General features: G+C 67.7%; 19 protein-coding genes. 6 read left to right on the forward strand and 13 right to left on the reverse strand.

The genetic code is table 11. The features are described 5' to 3' along the window. Positions 1-24: 24 nt before the first annotated feature. The 5 genes from BMW75_RS10670 to gpmA all read right to left on the reverse strand — a co-directional run bounded on the left by BMW75_RS10670 (position 25) and on the right by gpmA (position 6,001). The gene (locus BMW75_RS10670; RefSeq protein WP_076518579.1) at positions 25-1,215 is read right to left on the reverse strand and encodes a GGDEF domain-containing protein; all 1,191 of its coding nucleotides are present in this window, start codon (positions 1,213-1,215) and stop codon (positions 25-27) included. Positions 1,216-1,319: 104 nt separating this feature from the next. Then, positions 1,320-2,078, reverse strand: a complete 759-nt coding sequence (locus tag BMW75_RS10675) for a HesA/MoeB/ThiF family protein (protein ID WP_076518578.1) — start codon at positions 2,076-2,078, stop codon at positions 1,320-1,322. After that, on the reverse strand, positions 2,075-3,520 hold the full coding sequence (locus BMW75_RS10680; protein ID WP_076518577.1) for a S41 family peptidase: 1,446 nt from the start codon (positions 3,518-3,520) through the stop codon (positions 2,075-2,077). The genes BMW75_RS10675 and BMW75_RS10680 overlap by 4 nt, the downstream gene beginning before the upstream one ends. A 119-nt stretch (positions 3,521-3,639) precedes the next feature. Continuing rightward, positions 3,640-5,241: a murein hydrolase activator EnvC family protein gene (locus BMW75_RS10685; RefSeq protein ID WP_092579178.1), complete on the reverse strand. Its 1,602-nt coding sequence runs from the start codon at positions 5,239-5,241 to the stop codon at positions 3,640-3,642. A gap of 7 nt (positions 5,242-5,248) precedes the next feature. Beyond that, entirely contained in the window at positions 5,249-6,001 is a 753-nt protein-coding gene (gene gpmA, locus BMW75_RS10690; RefSeq protein WP_076518575.1) for a 2,3-diphosphoglycerate-dependent phosphoglycerate mutase, read from the reverse strand. 188 nt (positions 6,002-6,189) lie between these two features. On the opposite strand from gpmA, the gene BMW75_RS10695 reads away from it, so the two are divergent. The 5 genes from BMW75_RS10695 (at position 6,190) to BMW75_RS10715 (ending at position 9,638) form a co-directional block, all read left to right on the forward strand. Continuing rightward, complete coding sequence (locus tag BMW75_RS10695) at positions 6,190-6,612, forward strand: rhodanese-like domain-containing protein (protein ID WP_076518574.1); 423 nt, start codon at positions 6,190-6,192, stop codon at positions 6,610-6,612. 53 nt (positions 6,613-6,665) lie between these two features. After that, a complete protein-coding gene (gene grxC, locus BMW75_RS10700; protein WP_092579180.1) occupies positions 6,666-6,923 on the forward strand; it encodes a glutaredoxin 3 in 258 nt (85 codons plus the stop codon). A gap of 36 nt (positions 6,924-6,959) precedes the next feature. Continuing rightward, entirely contained in the window at positions 6,960-7,496 is a 537-nt protein-coding gene (gene secB, locus BMW75_RS10705) for a protein-export chaperone SecB (protein WP_076518572.1), read from the forward strand. Positions 7,497-7,513: 17 nt separating this feature from the next. Continuing rightward, positions 7,514-8,581: an NAD(P)H-dependent glycerol-3-phosphate dehydrogenase gene (locus BMW75_RS10710; RefSeq protein ID WP_076518571.1), complete on the forward strand. Its 1,068-nt coding sequence runs from the start codon at positions 7,514-7,516 to the stop codon at positions 8,579-8,581. Positions 8,582-8,645: 64 nt separating this feature from the next. Then, entirely contained in the window at positions 8,646-9,638 is a 993-nt protein-coding gene (locus BMW75_RS10715) for a Bug family tripartite tricarboxylate transporter substrate binding protein (RefSeq protein ID WP_092579182.1), read from the forward strand. Between the two features lie 31 nt (positions 9,639-9,669). Here BMW75_RS10715 and BMW75_RS10720 read toward each other — a convergent pair whose 3' ends face one another. Both BMW75_RS10720 and BMW75_RS10725 read right to left on the reverse strand, forming a co-directional pair. After that, a complete protein-coding gene (locus tag BMW75_RS10720; protein ID WP_092579184.1) occupies positions 9,670-10,140 on the reverse strand; it encodes a tRNA (cytidine(34)-2'-O)-methyltransferase in 471 nt (156 codons plus the stop codon). A 165-nt stretch (positions 10,141-10,305) separates the two neighbouring features. Then, positions 10,306-11,094 (reverse strand): ComF family protein, encoded by a 789-nt coding sequence (locus BMW75_RS10725; RefSeq protein ID WP_371466931.1) that lies wholly within the window; start codon positions 11,092-11,094, stop codon positions 10,306-10,308. A gap of 51 nt (positions 11,095-11,145) precedes the next feature. Here BMW75_RS10725 and BMW75_RS10730 point away from each other — a divergent pair, with 51 nt between their 5' ends. Beyond that, positions 11,146-12,081 (forward strand): methyltransferase domain-containing protein, encoded by a 936-nt coding sequence (locus BMW75_RS10730; RefSeq protein WP_092579188.1) that lies wholly within the window; start codon positions 11,146-11,148, stop codon positions 12,079-12,081. A gap of 51 nt (positions 12,082-12,132) precedes the next feature. On the opposite strand, the gene BMW75_RS10735 is transcribed toward BMW75_RS10730, so the two are convergent. From BMW75_RS10735 to BMW75_RS10760, 6 genes are all read right to left on the reverse strand, one after another. Beyond that, positions 12,133-13,371 carry a YbdK family carboxylate-amine ligase gene (locus BMW75_RS10735; protein WP_092579190.1) on the reverse strand — a complete coding sequence of 413 codons (1,239 nt, stop codon included), beginning with the start codon at positions 13,369-13,371 and terminating at the stop codon, positions 12,133-12,135. A gap of 350 nt (positions 13,372-13,721) precedes the next feature. After that, positions 13,722-15,191, reverse strand: coding sequence for a TrkH family potassium uptake protein (locus BMW75_RS10740; protein WP_092579192.1), 1,470 nt, complete (start codon positions 15,189-15,191; stop codon positions 13,722-13,724). A 53-nt stretch (positions 15,192-15,244) separates the two neighbouring features. Next, positions 15,245-16,624 carry a Trk system potassium transporter TrkA gene (gene trkA, locus BMW75_RS10745; protein ID WP_076518564.1) on the reverse strand — a complete coding sequence of 460 codons (1,380 nt, stop codon included), beginning with the start codon at positions 16,622-16,624 and terminating at the stop codon, positions 15,245-15,247. Then, positions 16,621-17,316: a response regulator gene (locus tag BMW75_RS10750; protein ID WP_092579194.1), complete on the reverse strand. Its 696-nt coding sequence runs from the start codon at positions 17,314-17,316 to the stop codon at positions 16,621-16,623. The genes trkA and BMW75_RS10750 overlap by 4 nt, the downstream gene beginning before the upstream one ends. A gap of 11 nt (positions 17,317-17,327) precedes the next feature. Further along, a complete protein-coding gene (locus BMW75_RS10755; RefSeq protein WP_092579196.1) occupies positions 17,328-19,643 on the reverse strand; it encodes a sensor histidine kinase in 2,316 nt (771 codons plus the stop codon). Next, positions 19,640-20,230: a DUF4390 domain-containing protein gene (locus tag BMW75_RS10760; protein ID WP_092579198.1), complete on the reverse strand. Its 591-nt coding sequence runs from the start codon at positions 20,228-20,230 to the stop codon at positions 19,640-19,642. The genes BMW75_RS10755 and BMW75_RS10760 overlap by 4 nt, the downstream gene beginning before the upstream one ends. Between the last annotated feature and the right edge of the window lie 12 nt (positions 20,231-20,242).

Consider the following 20,242-nt stretch of genomic DNA (forward strand, 5'->3'; position numbering starts at 1 on the left):
GCGGCCTGGCCGCGACGCTTGCGCTCAAGCCGCCATTGAAGCGCCCGGCATGTCCTCGTTCACGTCGCAGGATGCACCCTGGTCCACCACGCAGCAGCGTCCGCCCTGCGCCTTGGCGCGATACAGCGCCGCGTCGGCGGAGTCCAGCGCCCCCTGGGGCGTGCGGTTGGCGCCCGTCATGATGGAGATGCCGATGGACAGGCCGACGCAGACCCGCGTGCCATCGGCCAGGGTGATGGGCTGGGAGGCGTCGCGCAGCAGGTGGTCGCCCAGCCGCAAGGCGGCGGTGGCGTCGATGCCGGTGACCAGGACGATGAATTCGTCGCCCCCGATGCGGGCGGCCACGTCGTCCACCCGGAGCATCGCCCGCATGCGGTCCGCGATGGTCCGCAGCACCAGATCGCCCGCGGCGTGGCCGTAGCTGTCGTTGATGCGCTTGAAATCGTCCATGTCCATGTAGAGCAGCGCCGCCGCGCTGTCGTGGCCGCGCGCGCTGGAGCACACCCGCTCCAGCGCCGCCTGCAGGCCGGCGCGGTTGGCCAGGCCGGTGAGCGCGTCTTCGCTGGCGCGCCGGTCGCTGTCCCGTTCGGCCTGCATGGTGGACACCAGGATGCGGTTCAGCCGGTGCGAGGCGATGCTCATGCTGATCAGGTAGAACGGAATCTGGATGAAGACGATGACCATCACCCATTCGCCCGTGAAGAGCGCGCCCAGGCACATGGGCCCCAGGCTCAGGAAGATCATGACGCCCACCAGCCGCGGCGCGCCGTAATTGCGAAAGCAGATGCCCCCGGCCATGGCGCCGCAGGACACGCCGGCCAGCGTCGCGGCGAGCCAGTCGCCGTTCAGAAAGGTGACGAAGACGCCATAGCCCACGCTGAACGCCCACATCAGGGCCAGGACGATATAGATGTCGGTATGGGTGTTGCCGCCCTTGGGCGCCGCGCGCAGGGCGGCACGCAGGATGGTGACGCGCACGATCGCGAGCACGACTTCCAGGATCAGCCAGGAGACATACAGCGGTTCCGGGCGGCGCCACGCAACGACGCCCGAGATCATCAGCGTGTTGATGACCCCGCCGGCAAAAATGGGAAGCGTGCCGAAGAGACTGGCGATGAGGGCCGCGCGGATGTCCGCCGGCGTGTCGTGCCCGGTATGTGTCAGCCAACGCGTGAGCCGCCACTTGGGCAGGCTGAACTTCAGTCCTGTATCCACGCCGTCATGTCCATGGCCATCTACCCGATTTCAGTAGGCTGGCTGGCGTTATAGCAGGTATCTCAGGCCTTTAGTATTGTCCCCAAGTGCAATACGGCCGCGTTTCAGGCCTGTCCGCGGTGGCCGCAAACGGCGCATTCCGGGTCCCGCTGCACGTTGACGCTGCGCCATTGCATGGTGCGCACGTCCAGCCACAACAGGCGGCCGGACAGGCTTTCGCCCACCCCGGACAGCAGCTTGAGCGCCTCGGCGGCCTGCATGCTGCCGATGATGCCGACCACCGGGGCGAACACGCCCATCGTGGCGCAGTTGGCTTCCTCGACCTCGTCGGCCTCGGGGAACAGGCAGTGATAGCACGGCGCGTTGTCGTCGCGCAGGTCGTAGACGCTGACCTGGCCGTCAAAGCGGATGGCGGCGCCGGAAACCAGCGGCTTGCGGTGCTGCACGCACGCGCGGTTGATCGCGTGGCGGGTGGTGAAGTTGTCGGTGCAGTCGAGCACCAGGTCCGCCTGGGCGACCGCATCGGACAGGGCCTGGTCCTTCAGGCGCTCGACCCGGGCATGGACCCGGGTCTGCGGGTTGAAGGCGTGCAGCATGTCGCGGCCGGACTCGGCCTTGGGGCGGCCGACGCTGGCGGTGGTGTGCAGGATCTGGCGTTGCAGGTTGCTCAGTTCGACGACGTCGTCGTCGGCCAGCGTGATGTCGCCCACGCCAGCGGTGGCCAGGTAGAGCGCGGCGGGCGAACCCAGGCCGCCCGCCCCCACGATGAGCACACGCGCCGCCAGGAGTTTTTCCTGCCCTTCGATCCCGAGTTCGTCCAGCAGGATGTGGCGGGCATAGCGCAGCAGTTGCTCGTCGTTCATTTGTTCTTACTGGGCTCGACTCCGGTCGGCGTGATCGTCATGCGCTGGGGCGTTCCGCCGCCGGCCTTGGCGTCAGCCTTGGCCTGGGCGCGGGCCGAGCCCTTCTGCACCGGCTTGCCGGCCAGCAGGTTCAGGGCCTGCTGCAGCTGGAAGTCGTCCTTGCCGCCGAATTCGAAGACCTTGGCCGGCAGTTCGACGTTGTCCTGGTCGGCGCTGGATTTGACTTCGTTGGTGGTCTGCTGGTTGGACAGGTGGCGCTGCAGGTCGGCTTCGCGCGGCAGGCGGAACAGGTCGCCATCGGCCGTGTCGGCCACGACGTAATCCGGTTCGATGCCGGTTGCCTGGATGGAACGGCCGCTGGGCGTGAAGTAGCGCGAGGTCGTGAGCTTGACCGCGGTGGTTTCAGACAGCGGCAGGATCACCTGCACGGAGCCCTTGCCGAACGTGCGGTTGCCCAGCACCTTGGCGCGCTTGTGGTCTTGCAGCGCGCCGGCCACGATCTCGGACGCCGAGGCCGAACCCACGTTGACCAGCACCACCATGGGCACGGTCTTGGTCCAGGCCGGCAGGCCCGACAGGTAGTTGCTTTCGCCGCGGGCGTATTCCGAAGGCGTCGCCAGGTACTTGTGGCGGGCGTCCGGCGTGCGGCCGTCGGTGGACACCACGAGCGTATCGGGCGGCAGGAATGCGCCGGACACGCCGATGGCGCTGGTCAGGAGGCCGCCCGGGTCGTTGCGCAGGTCCAGCACCAGGCCCTTGGGCGGTTCCTTCGCGCCCAGCTCCTTGAGCTGCTTGGCCAGGTCCGCGCCGGTCTTTTCCTGGAACTGGGCCACGCGCACATAGCCGATGCCGTTGTCCAGCATCTTGCTGCGCACGCTGCGCACCTTGATGATGTCGCGCACGATCTTGACCACGATGGGCTGCGGGCGGTCGGCGCGCATGATCGTCAGGGTGATCGGCGACTTGGGCGCGCCGCGCATGAGCTTGACCGCGTCGTTCAGCGTCATGCCCTTGGTGGGCGTGTCGTCGATCTTGATGATGAGGTCGCCGGCCATGACGCCTGCGCGGGCGGCGGGCGTGTCCTCGATGGGCGAGATCACCTTGACGAAACCGTCTTCGGCGCCGACCTCAATGCCCAGGCCGCCGAACTCGCCCTGGGTGGCGGTCTGCATTTCGCGGAACGCATCGGCATCCAGGTAGGCGGAGTGCGGGTCCAGATTCGACACCATGCCGGAGATGGCATTGTCGATCAGGGTCTTGTCGTCGACGGCTTCGACGTAGTTGTTCTTGATGGCGGCAAAGACATTGCTCAGTTGCCTGAGCTCGTCCAGAGGCAGGGGACTGCCGCGCTGGGCGACCGCAGTCACGCCCACACTCAGCAACACACCCGCCACCGCACCGATGGCAATCAGACCGAAACCGCGAAACTTACGAGTGCCCATGCACACTTCCCGAATTGTGTTTTCGCCGATGGGTTTGGCAATGTGCCAACGGTTTTTAACCAACGGTTTTTACCAACGACATATCATTTGCCGGCCGCGTCGAGACAGACGGCGTGAATCTACTGCGCCAGCCACTGGGCCGGGTCCACAGGAGCGCCACGATGGCGAATTTCAAAGTATAGGCCGGATTCCACTTGGCCGCCGGTTGCCCCTACCGTAGCAATAGTATCGCCGCCCGCCACCGCATCGCCCACCCGTTTGAGCAGGCTTTGGTTGTAAGCATAGACGGTCAGGTACTGCTGCCCATGATCCACGATGATCAGATTTCCAAAGCCGCGCAGCCAATCGGCGTAGACCACCGTGCCCGGGGCCACCACCTTGACGGGCGTGCCCTCGGCCGCGCGCAGCACCACGCCCCGCCACACGCCGCCATCCGGACGGTCCACCCCGAACCGGCCCTGGATCTGCCCGCGCACGGGCATGGCCAGGCCGTGGCGCAGCCCGTTGCCCGCGCCCACGGGGGCCGCCTTGGCTGACTGCTGCGACGAAGCACTGCGCGTTGGAGTGGCGCCGCCCTCGATCGGTTCCGCCTTTTTGGGGGGATCCGCGGGTTTTGCCTGAGTCGGGGTATCGGCCGGACCGCCGATGCGGGTCTGCCGCTGCTCGGCCGGACGCAGTCCGGCGGCGTCGGGGTCGGCCACGGCCACCGGGCCGCGATTCTGGCGGGCCGCCGCCTCGACCTGCTCGCGCGCCTGGGCGGCCTCGCGGGCTTCGCTGTCGCGGCGCACGCCGTCTTCGGCGGCCTTGCGGTCCGCCTCGGCCTTGCGGCGGGCGTCCTGAGCACGGCGTTCGGCCTCGGCGCGCTTCTTGGCCTCTTCGGCGGCGCGGCGGGCTTCTTCGGCAGCGCGTCGCGCTTCCTCGGCCCGTCGGACCTCCTCGGCCCGCTTGCGCGCTTCTTCGGCCTTGCGGGCTTCCTCGATCTGCTTGGCGATGGCCGCGTCCAGATCGGTGATGAGGCGAGACAGGCGCTGGTCGTCGCGCCCCAGCTTGTTGGCTTCGGCGCGCTGGGCGGCGATCTGTCCCTCGAGCTGGGCCAGCAGGGTCGCGCGCTCTTTCTGCTGCGCGACCAGGGCGGTTTTCTGTTCGGAGGTCTCGGCGACCACTTTTTCGATCTCGGCGCGGCGGTCGTCCGCGCGCGCCTGCAGCGCGGCCAGCCGGTCGATGTCGGCCCGCAGCGCCTTCACGGCGTCCGCCCGGGCGCGGGACACGTAGTCCAGATAGCCGAGGTTGCGGCCCAGCACCTGGGGATCGTCGCCCGAGAGCAGCGCCGTCCAGGGCGACAGGCCGCTGGTGTATTGGGTGCGCAGCTGGTCGGCCAGTTCGACGCGGCGCTTGGCCAGCACGGCCTCTTGCACGGTGATCTGCTTTTCCAGCGACGCGAGGTCCGCCGTGGCCTGGCGGTTGGCGTCGGCCAGTTCCTTCAGGCGCAGGTTGATCCGGGAAATGGACGATTCCGACTGCTTGAGCGCGTCGGCAGCCTCTTTGCGGGCGGCCTCGCGCTGGTCGATGTCTTTTTGCAGGTTTTCGATGCGGTCGCGCAACGCGGCCTGCTGCTTTTCGGCGTCGGACTGGCGCCCGGCGAGGTCGCTGGGCGCGGCGCGCGCAGGCAGCGCCGCTCCGGCCAGCATGACCGCCAACAACAACCCCGCCGTGCGACGCATAGAGATATCAGTCCTTCTTGGCCTTGCCCTGGGCCGCCACCGCGGCCATGGCCGCCTCGATCTCGGCGGCATCGCCGAGATAATAGTGGCGGATGGGACGCAGGTCATCATCCAATTCATAAACCAGCGGCTGGCCGGTGGGGATGTTCAGGTTGACGATGTCGTCGTCCGAGACGTTGTCCAGGTGCTTGATCAGGGCGCGCAGGCTGTTGCCATGGGCGGCGATCAGCACCTTGCGGCCCGAGCGGATGGCCGGAGCGATGGATTCGTTCCAGAACGGCAGCACGCGGGCCACGGTGTCCTTCAGGCACTCGGTGGCGGGAAGCTGGTCGGCCGGGATCTTGGCGTAACGGCTGTCGAAACGCGGGTGGCGTTCATCGTCCAGCGACAGCGGCTCCGGGGCGATGGCATAGGCGCGGCGCCAGATCAGCACCTGCTCGTCGCCATACTTGGCGGCCGTCTCGGACTTGTTCAGGCCCTGCAGGGCGCCGTAATGGCGCTCGTTCAGGCGCCAGTTCACGCCGACCGGGGTGTACATGGCGTCCATGGCATCCAGCGCGATCCAGAGCGTGCGGATGGCGCGCTTGAGGACGGAGGTGTAGGCCAGGTCGAAGGTGTAGCCTTCCTTCTTGAGCAGTTCGCCGGCCTTGCGGGCCTGTTCGCGGCCCGTGTCGGTGAGATCGACGTCGGTCCAGCCGGTGAATCGGTTGTCCAGGTTCCACTGGCTTTCGCCATGGCGCATCAGTACGAGTTTATGCATGGTTTGGGGCGCCCGCCGCGCGGGTTAAAGTTGGAGGATGGTTAAGGAATGCGCTCATTTTATAATTGAGTGATTTTGCCCGTGATTTTGCCCCGGCGCACCGCGTCCACTTCCCGGACGCGGCGCATCAGGGTTCGCCCCTACCAGGCTGGCCGACGTACGCTGGCCGACGTACTACAGGAAACCCCGTGGATCTTTTGCAATTCTTGCTCGATAAAAACAACATTTTCATTGTCGCCGTCGCCGTGGTCTCCGGCGTGATGCTGATCATTCCCGCCCTGCGCAAGGGCCGGACGGGGTCCGCCATCAGCACGAATGAAGCCATCCAGATGGTCAACCAGCGCAATGCCGTGTGGGTCGACGTGCGTCCCGCCGAACAATTCCAGGCCGGCCACATCGCGCAGGCACGAAACGTGCCGGCGGCCGACATCGAGCAGAAGGCCAGCTCGCTGCCCAAGAACAAGCCGCTCGTGGTGGTCTGCGACAACGGCCGCGACTCGGCCCGCGCCGTCGCCAAGCTGCGCGCCCAGGGCTTTACCGACGTGGTGCCGCTCGAAGGCGGCATGCGCGCCTGGTCGGCGGCCAGCCTGCCGGTCACCCAGAAGGGTTGAATCGGGGCGACTCGCCCCCATCTTCCCTTTCTTGTAACCCCCAGGAGCGCCCTATGAACAAAGTTGTCATGTACAGCAAGGACTATTGCCCGTATTGCGCCCGCGCCAAGGCGCTGCTGGAGCAGCGCGGCGTGGACGATCTGGAAATCATCCAGATCGACCGCGAGCCGTCCCAACGCGACATCATGATCGAACGAACCGGCCGGCGCACCGTCCCCCAGATCTTCATCGGCGAAACCCATGTCGGCGGATGCGACGACCTGATGGCCCTGGACCGCTCGGGTGGACTGACGCCCCTGCTGAACGGCTAATCGCCCCTTTTTGCCCTCCCACCAACGGAAACACTCATGGCTGATCAAGACCAAAACACCCAGCAAGAAGGCGGCAACGACGCGCCCTCGTTCAATCTGCAGCGCGTCTACCTGAAAGACCTTTCGCTGGAAATGCCCAACGCGCCCCACGTGTTCCTGGAGCAGGAAGCGCCCCAGGTCGAGGTGAGCATCACCGTGGGCGGGCAGCGCCTGGCCGAAACCGTGTTCGAAACCACGGTCACCGTCACCGTCACCACGCGCATCAACGACAAGGTCGTGTACCTGGTCGAAGGCACGCAAGCCGGCATCTTCGAAGCGGCCAACATTCCGGAAGAGCAGCTTGACCCGCTGCTGGGCATTGTCTGCCCCACGATGCTGTATCCGTACCTGCGCGCCAACATCGCCGATGCGATCACCCGCACCTCGATGCCCCCGCTGCACCTGACCGAGGTGAACTTCCAGGCCCTGTACGAGCAGCGCATCGCCGAACTGCAACAGCAGCAGGCTGGCGCCGCCAACGGCAGCGCAGGCGACTCGGGCATCATCCTGCCCCCCGGCGCCACCCGCCAGTAAGCACGCCGCGGCGCCCCATGAACCAACCCGCCGAGCCGCGCCTGCGCGTCGCCGTCCTGGGTGCGGGCAGTTGGGGCACCGCGCTGGCGGCGGCCGCAAGCCGCCGCCACCCCACCCAGCTCTGGGCGCGTGAAGCCGCGCAAGCGGCCGCTATGGCCGCCACCCACGAGAATGCCCGCTACCTGCCGGGCATCACCCTGCCCAAGACGCTGCAGTTTTCCTCCGACCTGGACGCCACTCTGCGCACCCTGCAGGACGACGCCGCGCGCCGCCTGATCGTGCTGGGCGTGCCGGTCGCGGGCCTCACGTCTCTCTGCGAGGCGCTGTCGCAACGGCTGCCCGCGCTGGGACTGCAGGACACCCCCATCGTCTGGACGTGCAAGGGCTTTGAAGCCGACACGGCCAGACTGCCCCATGAAATCATGCGCGAGGCGCTGCCCGGCGCGACCGGCGGCGCCTTGTCGGGCCCGTCGTTCGCGCGCGAAGTCGCGCAGGGCCTGCCCGTCGCCCTGACCGTCGCCAGCAGCAGCCCCGCCCTGCGCGACGCCACCACCGCCGCCTTCCACGGCGCGGCGCTGCGCGTCTACGCCAGCACGGACCTCATCGGCGTGGAGGTCGGCGGCGCGCTGAAGAATGTCATCGCCGTCGCCTGCGGCATCTGCGACGGCCTCGCGCTGGGCACCAATGCCCGCGCCGCGCTGATCACCCGCGGCCTGGCCGAAATGACCCGCTTTGGCGTGGCGCTGGGCGCGCAGGCCGAGACCTTCGCCGGCCTGACCGGCCTGGGCGACCTGGTGCTGACCGCCACCGGCGACCTGTCGCGCAATCGGCGCGTGGGCCTGGAGATCGGCGCGGGCCGCAAGCTGGCCGACATCCTGGCCAGCGGCGTGACGGCGGAAGGCGTGCGCTGCGCGCGCGCCGCGCTGGACCGCGCCCGCGCCATCAACGTCGAATTGCCCATTACCGAAGCCGTGTGCGCCGTGCTGTTCGAGGGCGTGGCGCCCATGACGGCGGTCTCCGCCCTGCTGGCGCGGGATGCCCGCTACGAAGGGTCCGGCTCGGACCAGGCGCCCGGCGCCGCCTGACGGGCGCGCCTCTCATCCATTACCGACAACAAGACACGACACCCACCCCGAGGAGACATCCTTCATGACGCAAACCCGCAAGTTCCGGGTCGGCCCGCTGCTGCGTGGCCTGTGCCTGAGCCTGGCCGCCATCCTGCCCGCGGCCGCCCATGCCGACTGGCCCGAGCGGCCGATCCACATGGTCGTGCCCTTCCCGCCGGGTTCGTCCCCCGACATCCTGGCGCGCACGATCTCCGAGCCGCTGTCGCAGGCGCTGGGCCAGCCCATCGTCATCGACAACAAGCCGGGCGCGGGCGGCAACATCGGCACGCGTCTCGTGGCGCAGGCCAAGCCCGACGGCTATACGCTGCTCTATACGATCAACGGCCCGCTGGTCACCGCGCCCACGCTCTACAAGAAGACGCTGGGCTACGATCCGCTCAACGACCTGGAGCCGGTCTCGCTGGTGGGCACCAGCCCCAACGTGCTCGTGGTGCCGGGCAGCCTGAAGGTCGACAACGTCCAGGACTTCGTCAAGCTGGTCAAAGGCCGCGGCAACTCGCTGAACTATGGATCGGTCGGCCCCGGCAGTTCGGCCCACCTGGCCATGGAGATGTTCAAGGAGAGCGCGGGCGTCGACCTGGCCCACATCCCCTACTCCGGCTTTCCGCAGGTCATCACCGCCATCATCGGCGGCGACGTGCAGGCCGGTTTCATGGTGCCCGCCATCGCCGTGCCCCAGGCGCGCGACGGCAAGGTGAAGCTCCTGGCCGTGACCAGCCTGAAGCCCAGCGACGCCCTGCCCGGCGTGCCGACCATGGCCTCGCAAGGCTACCCGGACTTCGAAGCCATCTCGTGGAACGCCGTACTGGCGCCGGCCGGCACGCCGACGCCCATCGTCGAAAGGCTCAACAGCGAACTGGCGCGCATCATCAACAGCGACGTCGTCCGCAAGCAGTTTGCGCTGCAGTACTTCACGCCCGCGGCGTCCACGCCGGAAGCCCTGACCGCCCGCATCAAGAATGAAAAGGCGCGCTGGGACCAGGTGATCGACAAGCTGAAGCTGTCGCTGGACTGAGCCCGGGCCCGCGCCTGACCGGAGGCGGCGTCTACGCGCCGCCTTCGTAGCCCTGCTGGCGCCAGGCTTCGAATACCGTGACCGCCACGGCGTTGGACAGGTTCAGGCTGCGCTGGCCGGCGCGCATCGGCAGCCGCAGCCGCTGCTGGGGCGGGAACATCGCCTGATGCTCGTCCGACAGGCCGGCGCTTTCGCGGCCAAACACGAACACATCGCCCGGCTTGAAACTGACGTCGGCCACGCTGCGCTGGGCATGGGTGGTCAACGCGTAGATGCTGGACGGGGCCGCCCCCGTATCCGCCAGTGCCTCCTGCAGCGTGTCGTGCACGCGCACCGGCTGCCACTCGTGATAATCCAGCCCGGCCCGCCGCATGCGGGCATCATCCAGTTCAAATCCCAAGGGACGCACCAGGTGCAACTGCGCCCCGGTATTGGCGCACAGGCGGATGGCATTGCCGGTGTTGGGAGGGATCTCCGGGCAGACGAGAATGACGTGGAACATGGCGGATGCAGACGTGAAATGGCCCGCGGCCAGGGAACGGCCGCAGGTGCGTGATTGTCGCCGATTTGCCGGCGGCGGCCAGTGGGGCGGCCGGTGCGGATGCCTGCGCAGCGGCCGGCGCGGAGGTACGAGCCGCGGCCCGTGCGCCCGCCCCGCCCGGCCGGCTCACGGCGTGCGCGCCGCCACCAGCACCGTCACGCTGGCAGCGCCCGCGGCCAGCAGCGCGGCCGCCGCCGCGTCGGCCGTGCTGCCGGTGGTCATGACGTCATCCACCACCGCCACATGGCGCCCGAGCAGCGGATGCGGACAAACGAACAAGCCCGCCGTGCCTTGCTGCCGCGCCCGTCGATCGAGCGTGGCCTGGCGGGGCGTGTCGCGCCGCCGCGTCAGCAGGTGGCGCGGCGGGGGCAGCGCAAGCTCGACCGCCAGGCTGCGGGCGATCTCGGAGGCCGGATTCATGCCGCGCTGGCGCAGCGACGCGCGGCTGGCGGGAACGGGCACGAGCAGCAGGCCGGGCGGCGACAGGGCGTGCGCGCCTTCGGCCCGCAACACTTCGGCCCGCAACACATCGGCCATCAACGCATCGGCCATCAACCGCGCCAGCACGGGCGCCATGCTGAGCCGTAATTGCGTCTTGAGCATCAGGATCAGCGTGTCGGCCGGCGGCGCATAGTCGAACGCGGCAACGGTGCGGCAAAAGGCCCGCGGCCGCGCCAGGCACGCCGCGCAAGCCGAGCCGCCCGCCTGGAGACGCAGCGCGCACCGCGGACACCGCGCGCCGGCGCCCGGCGGGGCGGCCAGGATGTCGGCCTGGCAGCCCGGGCACAGGCGCGCCCCCGCGACGCGCGCGCCGCACAGGGGACAGTCGCCGCCGGCGCGCGACAGCAGCCGTCGCCCCATGTCCAGTAGGGGCAATCGGAACCTGCCGCCGGGATGCGCAATAATGTGTGCCATCCCTCATCACACCATGCTCCGCCCCCGGGCGATCCCGCGGGCGCGACCGAAATGTCCCTGCCAGAAACCGCAACGCCCCCCTCCCTGCCCCTCGTCAGCGCCGACGTGCCGCGCCAGTTCGCGCGCCGCGGCGACCTGGCCGACGCCCAGTTCCTCTATGGCGAAGTGGCGCGCCGCATGCTCGGCCGCCTGCAGTACATCCGCGTCCAGCCCCAGGCCCTGCTGGACGCCGGCTGCGGCGCCGGCGACAACCTGCCGCTGCTGCGCGAACGCTATCCCGAAGCGGCCTACACCGGCCTGGACAACTGCGAGCCCCTGCTCGACCACGCGCGCAAGCGCCACGCGCCCGGCGGGCTCTCGGCCTGGATCGGCAAGCTGGCGCGCCGCGGCCCGCCCGCGCCCGCCTTCGTCAATGCAGACCTGGCGCGCACGGGCCTCGCGCCCGAATCGCTGGAACTGGTGTGGTCGAACATGGCCATGCACTGGCATCGGGAACCGCACGCCGTGCTGGCCGAATGGCGCCGCATCCTGAAGGTGGGCGGCCTGGCGATGTTTTCCTGTCTGGGACCCGCCACGCTGCGCGAATTGCGCCAAGCGCTGGCCGACGCCGGCCTGCGCACCGCCACGCCCTTGTTCGTGGACATGCACGACTTCGGCGACCTGCTGGTGGAAAACGGGTTTGCGGACCCGGTCATGGACCAGGAGATCCTCACGCTGACCTACCGCAGCCCCGAAAAGCTGCTGCAGGACGTGCGCGCGCTGGGCGGCAACCCCGCCGAAGGACGGCGCGGCGCACTGGTGGGCCGGGACTGGCGCGACCGCCTGTGCGCGGCGCTGGAAGCGCAACGCAACGCGGACGGCCTCATCCCCTTGAGCATCGAAGTGGCCTACGGCCATGCCTGGCGGGCGGCGGCCCACCGGACCGTGGCGGGCGAAACCCGCCTGTCCATCAGCGCGATCGGCGGCCGCCAGCGTGGAACCCCCTGAACAGGGGGCCGCGACCGGCGGACCGCATACCTGCGACCTGAGGTCTGACCCCTAGTGCAGGCGTTCGGGCACGCTGACGCCCGGTTCGGACGCCGCCAGGTTCTGCATGGGCTCCGACGTGGCCCGGATACGGCGGCGCAGCACTGCCGTGGGCTCGGCCGGCGGCGCGACCGGCGCCGCCACGCCTCGCCAGGCGTTCGCCATGGCTTCCACCACCAGCGGCAGGTCGCGCAGCCGGTGGTACTGGCTGCGCAGCCAGCGGGAATCGTTGCCGGACCGCATGGCGTCGTCGCGCAGGGCGGCGATCATGTCGCCCGTGCCCAGCTCTTCGGCCACCGGCATCAGCCGCTGGAACAGCGCCCGCAGATGGTCCATCAGACGCACGCGCTGGCCATCGGGCATCACGTAGCTGCCCTGCAAGCCAAAGCGGCACGCCTGGAAATGATTGCTGCGATAGGACAGCCAGGCGCTGTCGCCGGGGTCTTCCTCGCGCATCAGCAGAACGGCCAGCGCCTGCGCAAAGGCGGCCACCTGGCAGGCCCGCTCGACCGTGAGCGGCGTGTCGCAGACGCGGATCTCGACCGTGCCGTACTCGGGCTTGGGACGGATGTCCCAGTACAGGTCCTTGATGCTTTCGGCCAGGCCGAACGCGCGCAGTTGCGAAATATGGGCTTCGAACTGGTACCAGTCCTTGACCTCGGGCGGCAGGTGGCCGGCGAGCGGGAAGCTGTTGACCGCGTTCAGGCGCGAGCACGAGAACAGGGTATCCACGCCCTCGCAATAGGGCGAAGAGGCGGACAGCGCAATGAAATGCGGCACGTAGGGCGACAGGCGGCGCAGCAGCTTGATGGAATCGTCGCCGCTCTTTACGCCCAAGTGGATGTGCTGGCCGAACACCGTGAATTGACGCGCCAGGTAACCATACATTTCGGCCAGGTACTGGAAGCGCGGGGTATCCGAGATGGACCGCTCCTGCCAGCGCATGAAGGGATGGGCGCCGCCGCCGGCCACGGAAACGCCGACGGCATCGGCGGCTTCGACCAGCGCATCGCGCATCTCGCGCATCTCGGTCAGCAGACCCATCGGGTGCTCGTGCACCGAGGAGTTCAGTTCGATCATGGACCGCGTGATTTCCGGTTTGACGCGGTCGGCAATGGGATGGTTGGCCATCTGGGCCAATAGTTCGTCAGAGGCTGCAGCAAGGTCAAAACTGCGGGGGTCGATCAGTTGCAGCTCGAGTTCGATGCCCAGGGTGTTGGGGGCCGACGAAATGAACGGGATCTGTTCCATCTCGGACTCCTTTGAATGTTTGATGAGGGTATGCGCCGTTCGACCTTGAAGCCCGGCAACTTCCCGGGGGGCACTAGACGGCGGCTTGTGAACGCATGATAGCCGCAGCTTTGTGGCAAAACGATTGAAAATCGTGACATTTGTGTGCAACATCACGAATCATCCCGTTTTGCCCTCTGAAGAAAAGTGAGCAAGCGCTAACAACGCAGTATTGGCGCGGGTTCCCGGGCGGGGAGGCGCCGCAGGCCAGTCAGCAAGGGGGTTTCCAGACAGGGTGGGATAACCCTTTATAGGGTTATCCCCTACAAAATTGCGGGGCACCGGCAAGGCTGCCGGGGGGCTACCGGCGCTTACTTGCGCCAGAAAATCGGCGTGAAGAGCACCAGCACCGTCATCAGCTCCAGGCGTCCGATGAGCATGGCAAAGGTGCAGACCCAGATCTGGAAATCCGACAGCACCGCGAAACTGCCCATCGGCCCGACGGGGCCCAGGCCCGGCCCGGTGTTGTTGACGGTGGCAAACACCGCCGAGAACGCCGTGATGGGATCCAGGCCCGACAGCAGCAGCAGGCTGGTGAACACGGCGATGGTCATCCCGTAGAACAGCATGAAGGCCAGCACGGACGACATGGTCCGCGTCTCCACCGCCCTTCCGCTGATCCGGACCGGACTGACGGCATGCGGGTGCAGCATCATCACCAGTTCATTGCGGGCCTGCTTGACCAGCAGGATGGCGCGGATCATCTTGATCCCGCCCCCCGTGGACCCGGCCGACGTGGAGAAGCCCGACAGGAGCAGCATCGTCAGCGGCGCGAACAGCGGCCACTGTGCATAGTCCGTATTGGCGTAACCGGTCGTCGTCGCCACCGAGATGGTGTTGAACATGCCGAAGCGCAGCGCCTCCAGCGGGTCGGCATAGACCCCCTTGAAGAACAGGAAGACCGAGATGACCAGGCCGGCCCCCAGCACGATGACCAGGTAGGGAATGGATTCCGGACAGCGCCAGTAGGCGCGCGGGCTGCGCTGCCGCAGGGCGTTGAAGTGCGTGGCGAAATTGATGCCGGCGATCAGCATGAAGACCATGGCCACCATTTCCACCGCCACGGAATCGAAATGCGCGAAGCCGTCGTCCCAGGTGGAAAAGCCGCCCAGCCCCATGGTGGTGGCCATATGGCACCACGCCTCGAACCAGGACAGCCCGGCAAGCCGGTAGGCCAGGAAGCACAGGATCGAAAACGCGAAATACACCGCGTACAGGGCCTTGGCCGTGCTGGCGATGCGCGGCGTCAGCCGCTCGTCCTTCATGGGGCCCGGGGTTTCCGCCCGGACCACCTGGTGCCCGCCGACGCCCAGCAGGGGCAGAATGGCCACTGCCAGCACCAGGATGCCCATGCCGCCGATCCAGACCAGCGTGGCGCGCCACAGGTTGATCGACGGCGGCAAGGCGTCCAGGTTGGTCAGCACCGTGGCGCCGGTGGTGGTCAGCCCCGACATGGCCTCGAAATACGCGCTGGTGAACGACAGCGGCAGCCCAGCGCGATGGAAGTAGAGCATCAGCGGGATGGAGGCCAGCAACGGCAGCCCGGCCCACACCGCCGACACCAGGACAAAGCCGTCACGCGCCCGCAATTCGCTGCGATGGGGCCGCGTCAACGCGACCAGGCCGCCGCCGATGCCAATCGAGATCAGGAACCCGTCGCGGAAGGCATCGCGCGCCCCATCCGCCCCCATATAGGCGATGAACACCGGAATCAGCATGGTGAGGGCGAACATCACCATGGTGAGGCCCAGGATGTACAAGGTGGCCAGTACGCGCTTCATGGAGGCTTAGCCGGCTGCGCGAGGGCCGCGCATGGGTGGGAGCACGCGGCGCATCAGAAAAATGACGCCGAGACCTGGAACAGCTTTTCCACCCGCGGCATCTGCTGGCGCGAGGGCACGAAGACGATGACGTGGTCGTCGGTTTCGATCACGGTGTCGGCGTCAGGCAGGATGATCTCTTCGCCACGCACCAGCGCGCCGATGCTGGCGCCCTTGGGCAGGCTGATCTGTCCCACCGCGCGGCCAACCACCTTGGAGGTGGAGCGGTCGCCGTGGGCGATGGCCTCCAGCGCCTCCGCGACGCCCTGGCGCAGCCGGTGCACCGCGACCACGTCGCCCCGGCGCACGTGCCGCAGCAGTTCGCTCATGGTGGCCTGCGAGGGCGACACGGCGATGTCGATATGGCTGCCCTGCATCAGTTCGCCGTAGGCCTGGCGGTTGATCAGCGCGATCACCTTGCGCGCGCCCAGCCGCTTGGCGAGCAGGGACGACATGATGTTGTCTTCGTCGTCGCTGGTCAGCGCCAGCCACGTGTCCATGTCTTCGATGTTTTCGCGCTCCAGCAGGGCCTCGTCGGTGCCGCTGCCGTGCAGGATCAGCACGCTGTCCGGGAGCTGGGTCGCCAGGTATTCGCAGCGCTTCAGGTCGTGCTCGATGATGCGGACGCTGTATTTTTCCTCGGCGAGCTGGCGCGCCAGGCGCAGGCCGATGTTGCCGCCGCCCGCGATCATCACGCGGCGCACCGCCCGTTCGGCGTCGCGCAGCTTCCTGACGGCGCGGCGGGCATGGTCTGAGTCCACCACCAGCACCACTTCGTCGCCCGGCGCGACGACCGTGCCGCTGCCCGCCCGCAGCGGGCGCCCGCCACGCAGCACGTCGATCACGCGCGCCTTCACGTCGGGCCAGACATCGCGCAGCTTGTCGACGGACGAATGGGCCATCGGGCTGCCGTGCCCCACGCGCACGGTGACGACGCTGACGCGGCCCTCGGCAAATTCGACGACCTGCAGGGCTTCGGGAAACTCGATGAGGCTGTGCAGGTAGGTGGTGACGCTGCGCTCGGGACTGATGAGCGCGTCGATGCAGAAGCCCTCTTCGCTCATGAGCTCCGGATGCTCGGGGAACTCGGCCGAACGGATGCGGGCAATGCGGCGGGGGATGTTGAACAGCTGGCGCGCGATCTTGCACGCGACCATGTTGGCGGAATCGGAGGCCGCACAGGCGATGAGCAGGTCCGTGTCGGCGGCGCCGGCGTTTTCAAGCACCGACACCTGCGAGCCGTCGCCCCGGACGACGCGCAGGTCGAAGTGTTCTTGCAGGTATTTGAGCTGGACCGGATCGGAATCGATGACCGTGATGTCGTTCTGTTCGGACACCAGGTTCTCCGCCACGCTGGTGCCTACGCGGCCAGCGCCCATGATCAGGATCTTCATGTGCTGCGCTTGCGCGCGGACTCGATGCCCAATTGCTTGAGCTTGCGATAGAGATGGGTGCGCTCCAGTCCGGTCCGCTCGGACACGCGCGTCATGCTGTGGCTTTCCCTGACCAGATGGTATTCAAAGTAGATGCGTTCGAATTCGTCGCGCGCCTCGCGCAGCGGCTGGTCCAGCGAGATGCTGCCCAACTGGCCGTTCGAGGTGGCCGGCGCATCCGAGGCGGACACGGCAGCCAGGGCGGCGGGCGGATCCAGTTCGTCTTCCAGGGCCACCACCGGACTGGGCGCGGCCGGGTTGGCGGCGGCCGGCGCGGGATGCGGCAGGCGGCCGCGCGCCAGGCCCGCGGCAACGGTCTTGAGCAGACGCTGCAGCGTGATGGGCTTTTCCAGGAAATCCATGGCGCCGATGCGCGTGGCTTCGACCGCCGTGTCGATGGTGGCATGGCCGCTCATCATGATGACGGGCATGTCCAGGAGGCCCTGCGAACCCCACTCCTTGAGCAGGCTCACGCCGTCGGTGTCGGGCATCCAGATGTCCAGCAACACCAGATCAGGACGCATGCGAAGGCGGGCAGCGCGCGCTTGCGCCGCGTTTTCGGCCAGCTCGACCGTGTGTCCCTCGTCGTAAAGGATTTCCGACAAAAGCTCGCGTATACCGACTTCGTCGTCAACCACCAGAATTCTGGCCATAAAGCATCCACCTATTGCGTAGCCGCATTATCCTTTTCTTGCGCGGTCGCGTCCATAGTGTCGGCCCCCGGCGCCAGCCGGGTCAACAGGATGGAAATCCGCGCCCCTCCTTCCTTGCGGTTTGCAAGGTCGATACGCCCGCCATGCTCTTCCACGATCTTGCGGACGATTGCCAATCCTAACCCAGTCCCGTGGGACTTTGTGGTTACGTAGGGCTCGAACGCGCGCTGCATCACCTGCGGCGGGAAGCCCGGGCCGGTGTCCGCCACCGTGAAACGCAGCGCCTGATGGGCCACGCGATCGGGCTGCTCGCTGCGCATGAGCTGGGTTGTGACGCTGACGCGGCCCTGCCCGCCCATTTCCGCGATCGCGTCGCGGGCGTTGGAAAGCAGGTTGTGGATCACCTGGCGAAGCTGGGTCGGATCGCCTTCGATGTCCGGCAGGTCCGCGCCCAGGCTCACATCCAGATTCAGGGCCTTTCCGGTCAGGCGCGGCGAGGCGCCGTCGGGCTCCCAGCCGTAGAGCGACAGCACGTCCGCCACCAGCGCGTTGAAGTCGATGCGCTGCATGATGGCGGGCGGCGTGCGGGCGTACTCGCGGAAATCGTCCACCATCTGCTTGAGCGAAGCCACCTGGTTGACGATGGTATTGGTGGAACGCTCGACGATCTGCGCCTCGGCGGGGGGCAGCTTGCCCTCCAGCTTCATGGCGAGGCGCTCGGCCGACAGCTGGATCGGCGTCAGGGGATTCTTGATCTCGTGGGCCAGGCGGCGCGCCACCTCGCCCCACGCCACCGTCCGGTTGGCGGAAATCACTTCGGTGATGTCGTCGAACACCACCAGATAGCCGTTGCCGCGCCCGTCCACGCGCAGATGCGTGCCCCGCGCGAGCAAGGTGAGCGGCTGGGAGGGCGCCGCCCCCTCGCCCTGCGCAGGCGCGATCTCGAACTGCTGCTGCCAGTGCTGGCGCTCGGAGCCGACCGCGGCGTGGGTGGAAAAGGCCTGCCGCACGATGTTGGCGAATTCCAGCATCCCGTCCGCGGTCTCCAGCGGGCGGCCGATGACCGAACGCAGGTCCGCGCCCAGGATGGTCTGGGCGCCCTGGTTGACCGTGGTGACGCGGAACGCTTCGTCAAACACCAACACGCCGGAAGACAGGTTGGACAGCACGCTTTCCAGGTAGACGTTGGAACGCTCGAGCTGCTGGCGGTTGCTTTCGACCATGCGGCGCGCCTCGTCGAGCTGGCGCGTCATGGCATTGAACGAACGGGTGAGCTGGCCGACTTCGTCGCGTTCGGGGGGCTCGGGCAGGGGCCGGTAATCGCCCACGCCCACCGCCTGCGTGCCGCCCGCCAGGCTGAGCAGCGGGCGCACCAGGCGCTTGGACAGGGACAGCGCCACCGCGATGGCGCCAAAGGCCGCCAGCAGCAGCGCCAGCGTCAGCGTAATGCCGTAAAGCTTGCGCAGGCCCAGCCGCGACAGCGCCAGTTCCTGGTAATCGCGAAAGCCCTGCTGAACCAGGTTGGCGTTGTGCGCGATCTGTTCGGGCACCGGCTGCAGCAGTTGCAGCCAGCGCGGCTCGGAGGCCGGGCCGAGCAGGTTGTCGTAGCGGTCCGGGCCGTTCAGCGGAATCACCACGCGCAGGTGCAGGCCGCCCTCTGCGCCGGGCGTGACCGGATCGTCGGCTTCCGCCGCGGAATAGCCGCGCGCCAGCCGTAGCTGGTTCATCACGGTGGGCGGCGGCGCGGCGGGCAAAAGCTCGCCGTACTGGCTGGTCGAGAACGCCACCATGCGCCCGCTGCCCGTGAACACCATGGCCTCCTGCACCCCATTGGCCTCGCGCAGCCGCGTCAGCGCCAGCGTCACGCCGCTGTCCGTGCTGCGGTTCAGTTCCATCGCCATCGAGCGGGCGCGCGCGTCCAGGTCCGCCAGCAGCGAGTCCAGCGCGGCGCGACCCAGGTTCAGCCCGGCCTCCAGCGCGGTGTCCACACGGACGTTGAACCAGGACTCGATCGAGCGCGACATGAACTGCACCGACACGGTGTAGATGAGCGCGCCCGGGACCACGCCGATCAGCGCGAACGCCAGCGAAAAGCGCGCGGTGAGCCGCGCGCCGAATTGCCGGCGCCGGATCTGCCGCGCCAGCCGCACCGTCAGCGCGACCACCCAGACGAAAAGCGCTAGCGCGAAAATGCCGTTCAGGACCAGCAGCGTGTCGTAGTAGCGCGCAAAGCGCGAGGCGTTTCCGGTGGACCAGGCCAGCAGGCCCAGCAGCGCCAGTCCGCTCACGGCGCCCACCATCAGCGCCAGCCGAAGCAAAAGCCTCATGAGGGGTCTTTCTCCTTGTCGCCAAGCATGAACGAGAAGTCCATCCAAGGGGTCGCCTGGGCCCAGGAACTGCTGTTCAAGGCGTTCACCTGGAACGGCCTGGGCAAGAGCGACGTGTCCAGCCGCAGGCGCAACTGCCCATCGTATTGCACACCCACGTCGAAATCGCCAGCGTCCGCGACCCGCCAATTGCGGATGTGGCGGATGAGGCTCATGGCGTCGTCCAGCGAGGCCACCGGAAAGGTCAGCTCGCCCACGCCCGCGCGCCACTGGCGGGTCAGCGCGTTATAGACCACGCGCCAGGTGCGGGAGGTGTCCACCAGCGACTTGTCGAACCAGTACCAGCGCTCCTGGGTGATGGTGAGGTCGGCCGTGAAATACAGGGCGACGCCGCGCTGGGCGGCATCCCGCAACTGCTGGTTGAGTTCGAACTCAATATCCGCATCGATTTCGAGGTTGCCGTCGCGCACCATCGGATCCACCCGCGTCACGCGGGCTTCCGATGCATGAGCCAATCCACCCGGCGCGGAGGAAAGCAAGGCAGTTACCAGCAACAACCCAAGAAATAAGCGCGAAATAATGGACATACGGCACCGGAA

The sequence above is a fragment of the Achromobacter sp. NFACC18-2 genome (assembly GCF_900108985.1).
Classification (GTDB): domain Bacteria; phylum Pseudomonadota; class Gammaproteobacteria; order Burkholderiales; family Burkholderiaceae_B; genus Achromobacter.

What these genes read in the sequence shown, in the direction of transcription:
- BMW75_RS10715 (WP_092579182.1), top strand. Translation starts at nt 8,646, where the DNA reads ATGACGCAAACCCGCAAGTTCCGGGTCGGCCCGCTGCTGCGTGGCCTG.
- BMW75_RS10755 (WP_092579196.1), bottom strand. Translation starts at nt 19,643, where the DNA reads ATGAGGCTTTTGCTTCGGCTGGCGCTGATGGTGGGCGCCGTGAGCGGA.
- BMW75_RS10680 (WP_076518577.1), bottom strand. Translation starts at nt 3,520, where the DNA reads ATGGGCACTCGTAAGTTTCGCGGTTTCGGTCTGATTGCCATCGGTGCG.
- BMW75_RS10725 (WP_371466931.1), bottom strand. Translation starts at nt 11,094, where the DNA reads ATGGCACACATTATTGCGCATCCCGGCGGCAGGTTCCGATTGCCCCTA.
- BMW75_RS10675 (WP_076518578.1), bottom strand. Translation starts at nt 2,078, where the DNA reads ATGAACGACGAGCAACTGCTGCGCTATGCCCGCCACATCCTGCTGGAC.
- BMW75_RS10760 (WP_092579198.1), bottom strand. Translation starts at nt 20,230, where the DNA reads ATGTCCATTATTTCGCGCTTATTTCTTGGGTTGTTGCTGGTAACTGCC.
- trkA (WP_076518564.1), bottom strand. Translation starts at nt 16,624, where the DNA reads ATGAAGATCCTGATCATGGGCGCTGGCCGCGTAGGCACCAGCGTGGCG.
- gpmA (WP_076518575.1), bottom strand. Translation starts at nt 6,001, where the DNA reads ATGCATAAACTCGTACTGATGCGCCATGGCGAAAGCCAGTGGAACCTG.
- secB (WP_076518572.1), top strand. Translation starts at nt 6,960, where the DNA reads ATGGCTGATCAAGACCAAAACACCCAGCAAGAAGGCGGCAACGACGCG.
- BMW75_RS10710 (WP_076518571.1), top strand. Translation starts at nt 7,514, where the DNA reads ATGAACCAACCCGCCGAGCCGCGCCTGCGCGTCGCCGTCCTGGGTGCG.
- BMW75_RS10720 (WP_092579184.1), bottom strand. Translation starts at nt 10,140, where the DNA reads ATGTTCCACGTCATTCTCGTCTGCCCGGAGATCCCTCCCAACACCGGC.
- BMW75_RS10735 (WP_092579190.1), bottom strand. Translation starts at nt 13,371, where the DNA reads ATGGAACAGATCCCGTTCATTTCGTCGGCCCCCAACACCCTGGGCATC.
- grxC (WP_092579180.1), top strand. Translation starts at nt 6,666, where the DNA reads ATGAACAAAGTTGTCATGTACAGCAAGGACTATTGCCCGTATTGCGCC.
- BMW75_RS10730 (WP_092579188.1), top strand. Translation starts at nt 11,146, where the DNA reads ATGTCCCTGCCAGAAACCGCAACGCCCCCCTCCCTGCCCCTCGTCAGC.
- BMW75_RS10685 (WP_092579178.1), bottom strand. Translation starts at nt 5,241, where the DNA reads ATGCGTCGCACGGCGGGGTTGTTGTTGGCGGTCATGCTGGCCGGAGCG.
- BMW75_RS10750 (WP_092579194.1), bottom strand. Translation starts at nt 17,316, where the DNA reads ATGGCCAGAATTCTGGTGGTTGACGACGAAGTCGGTATACGCGAGCTT.
- BMW75_RS10740 (WP_092579192.1), bottom strand. Translation starts at nt 15,191, where the DNA reads ATGAAGCGCGTACTGGCCACCTTGTACATCCTGGGCCTCACCATGGTG.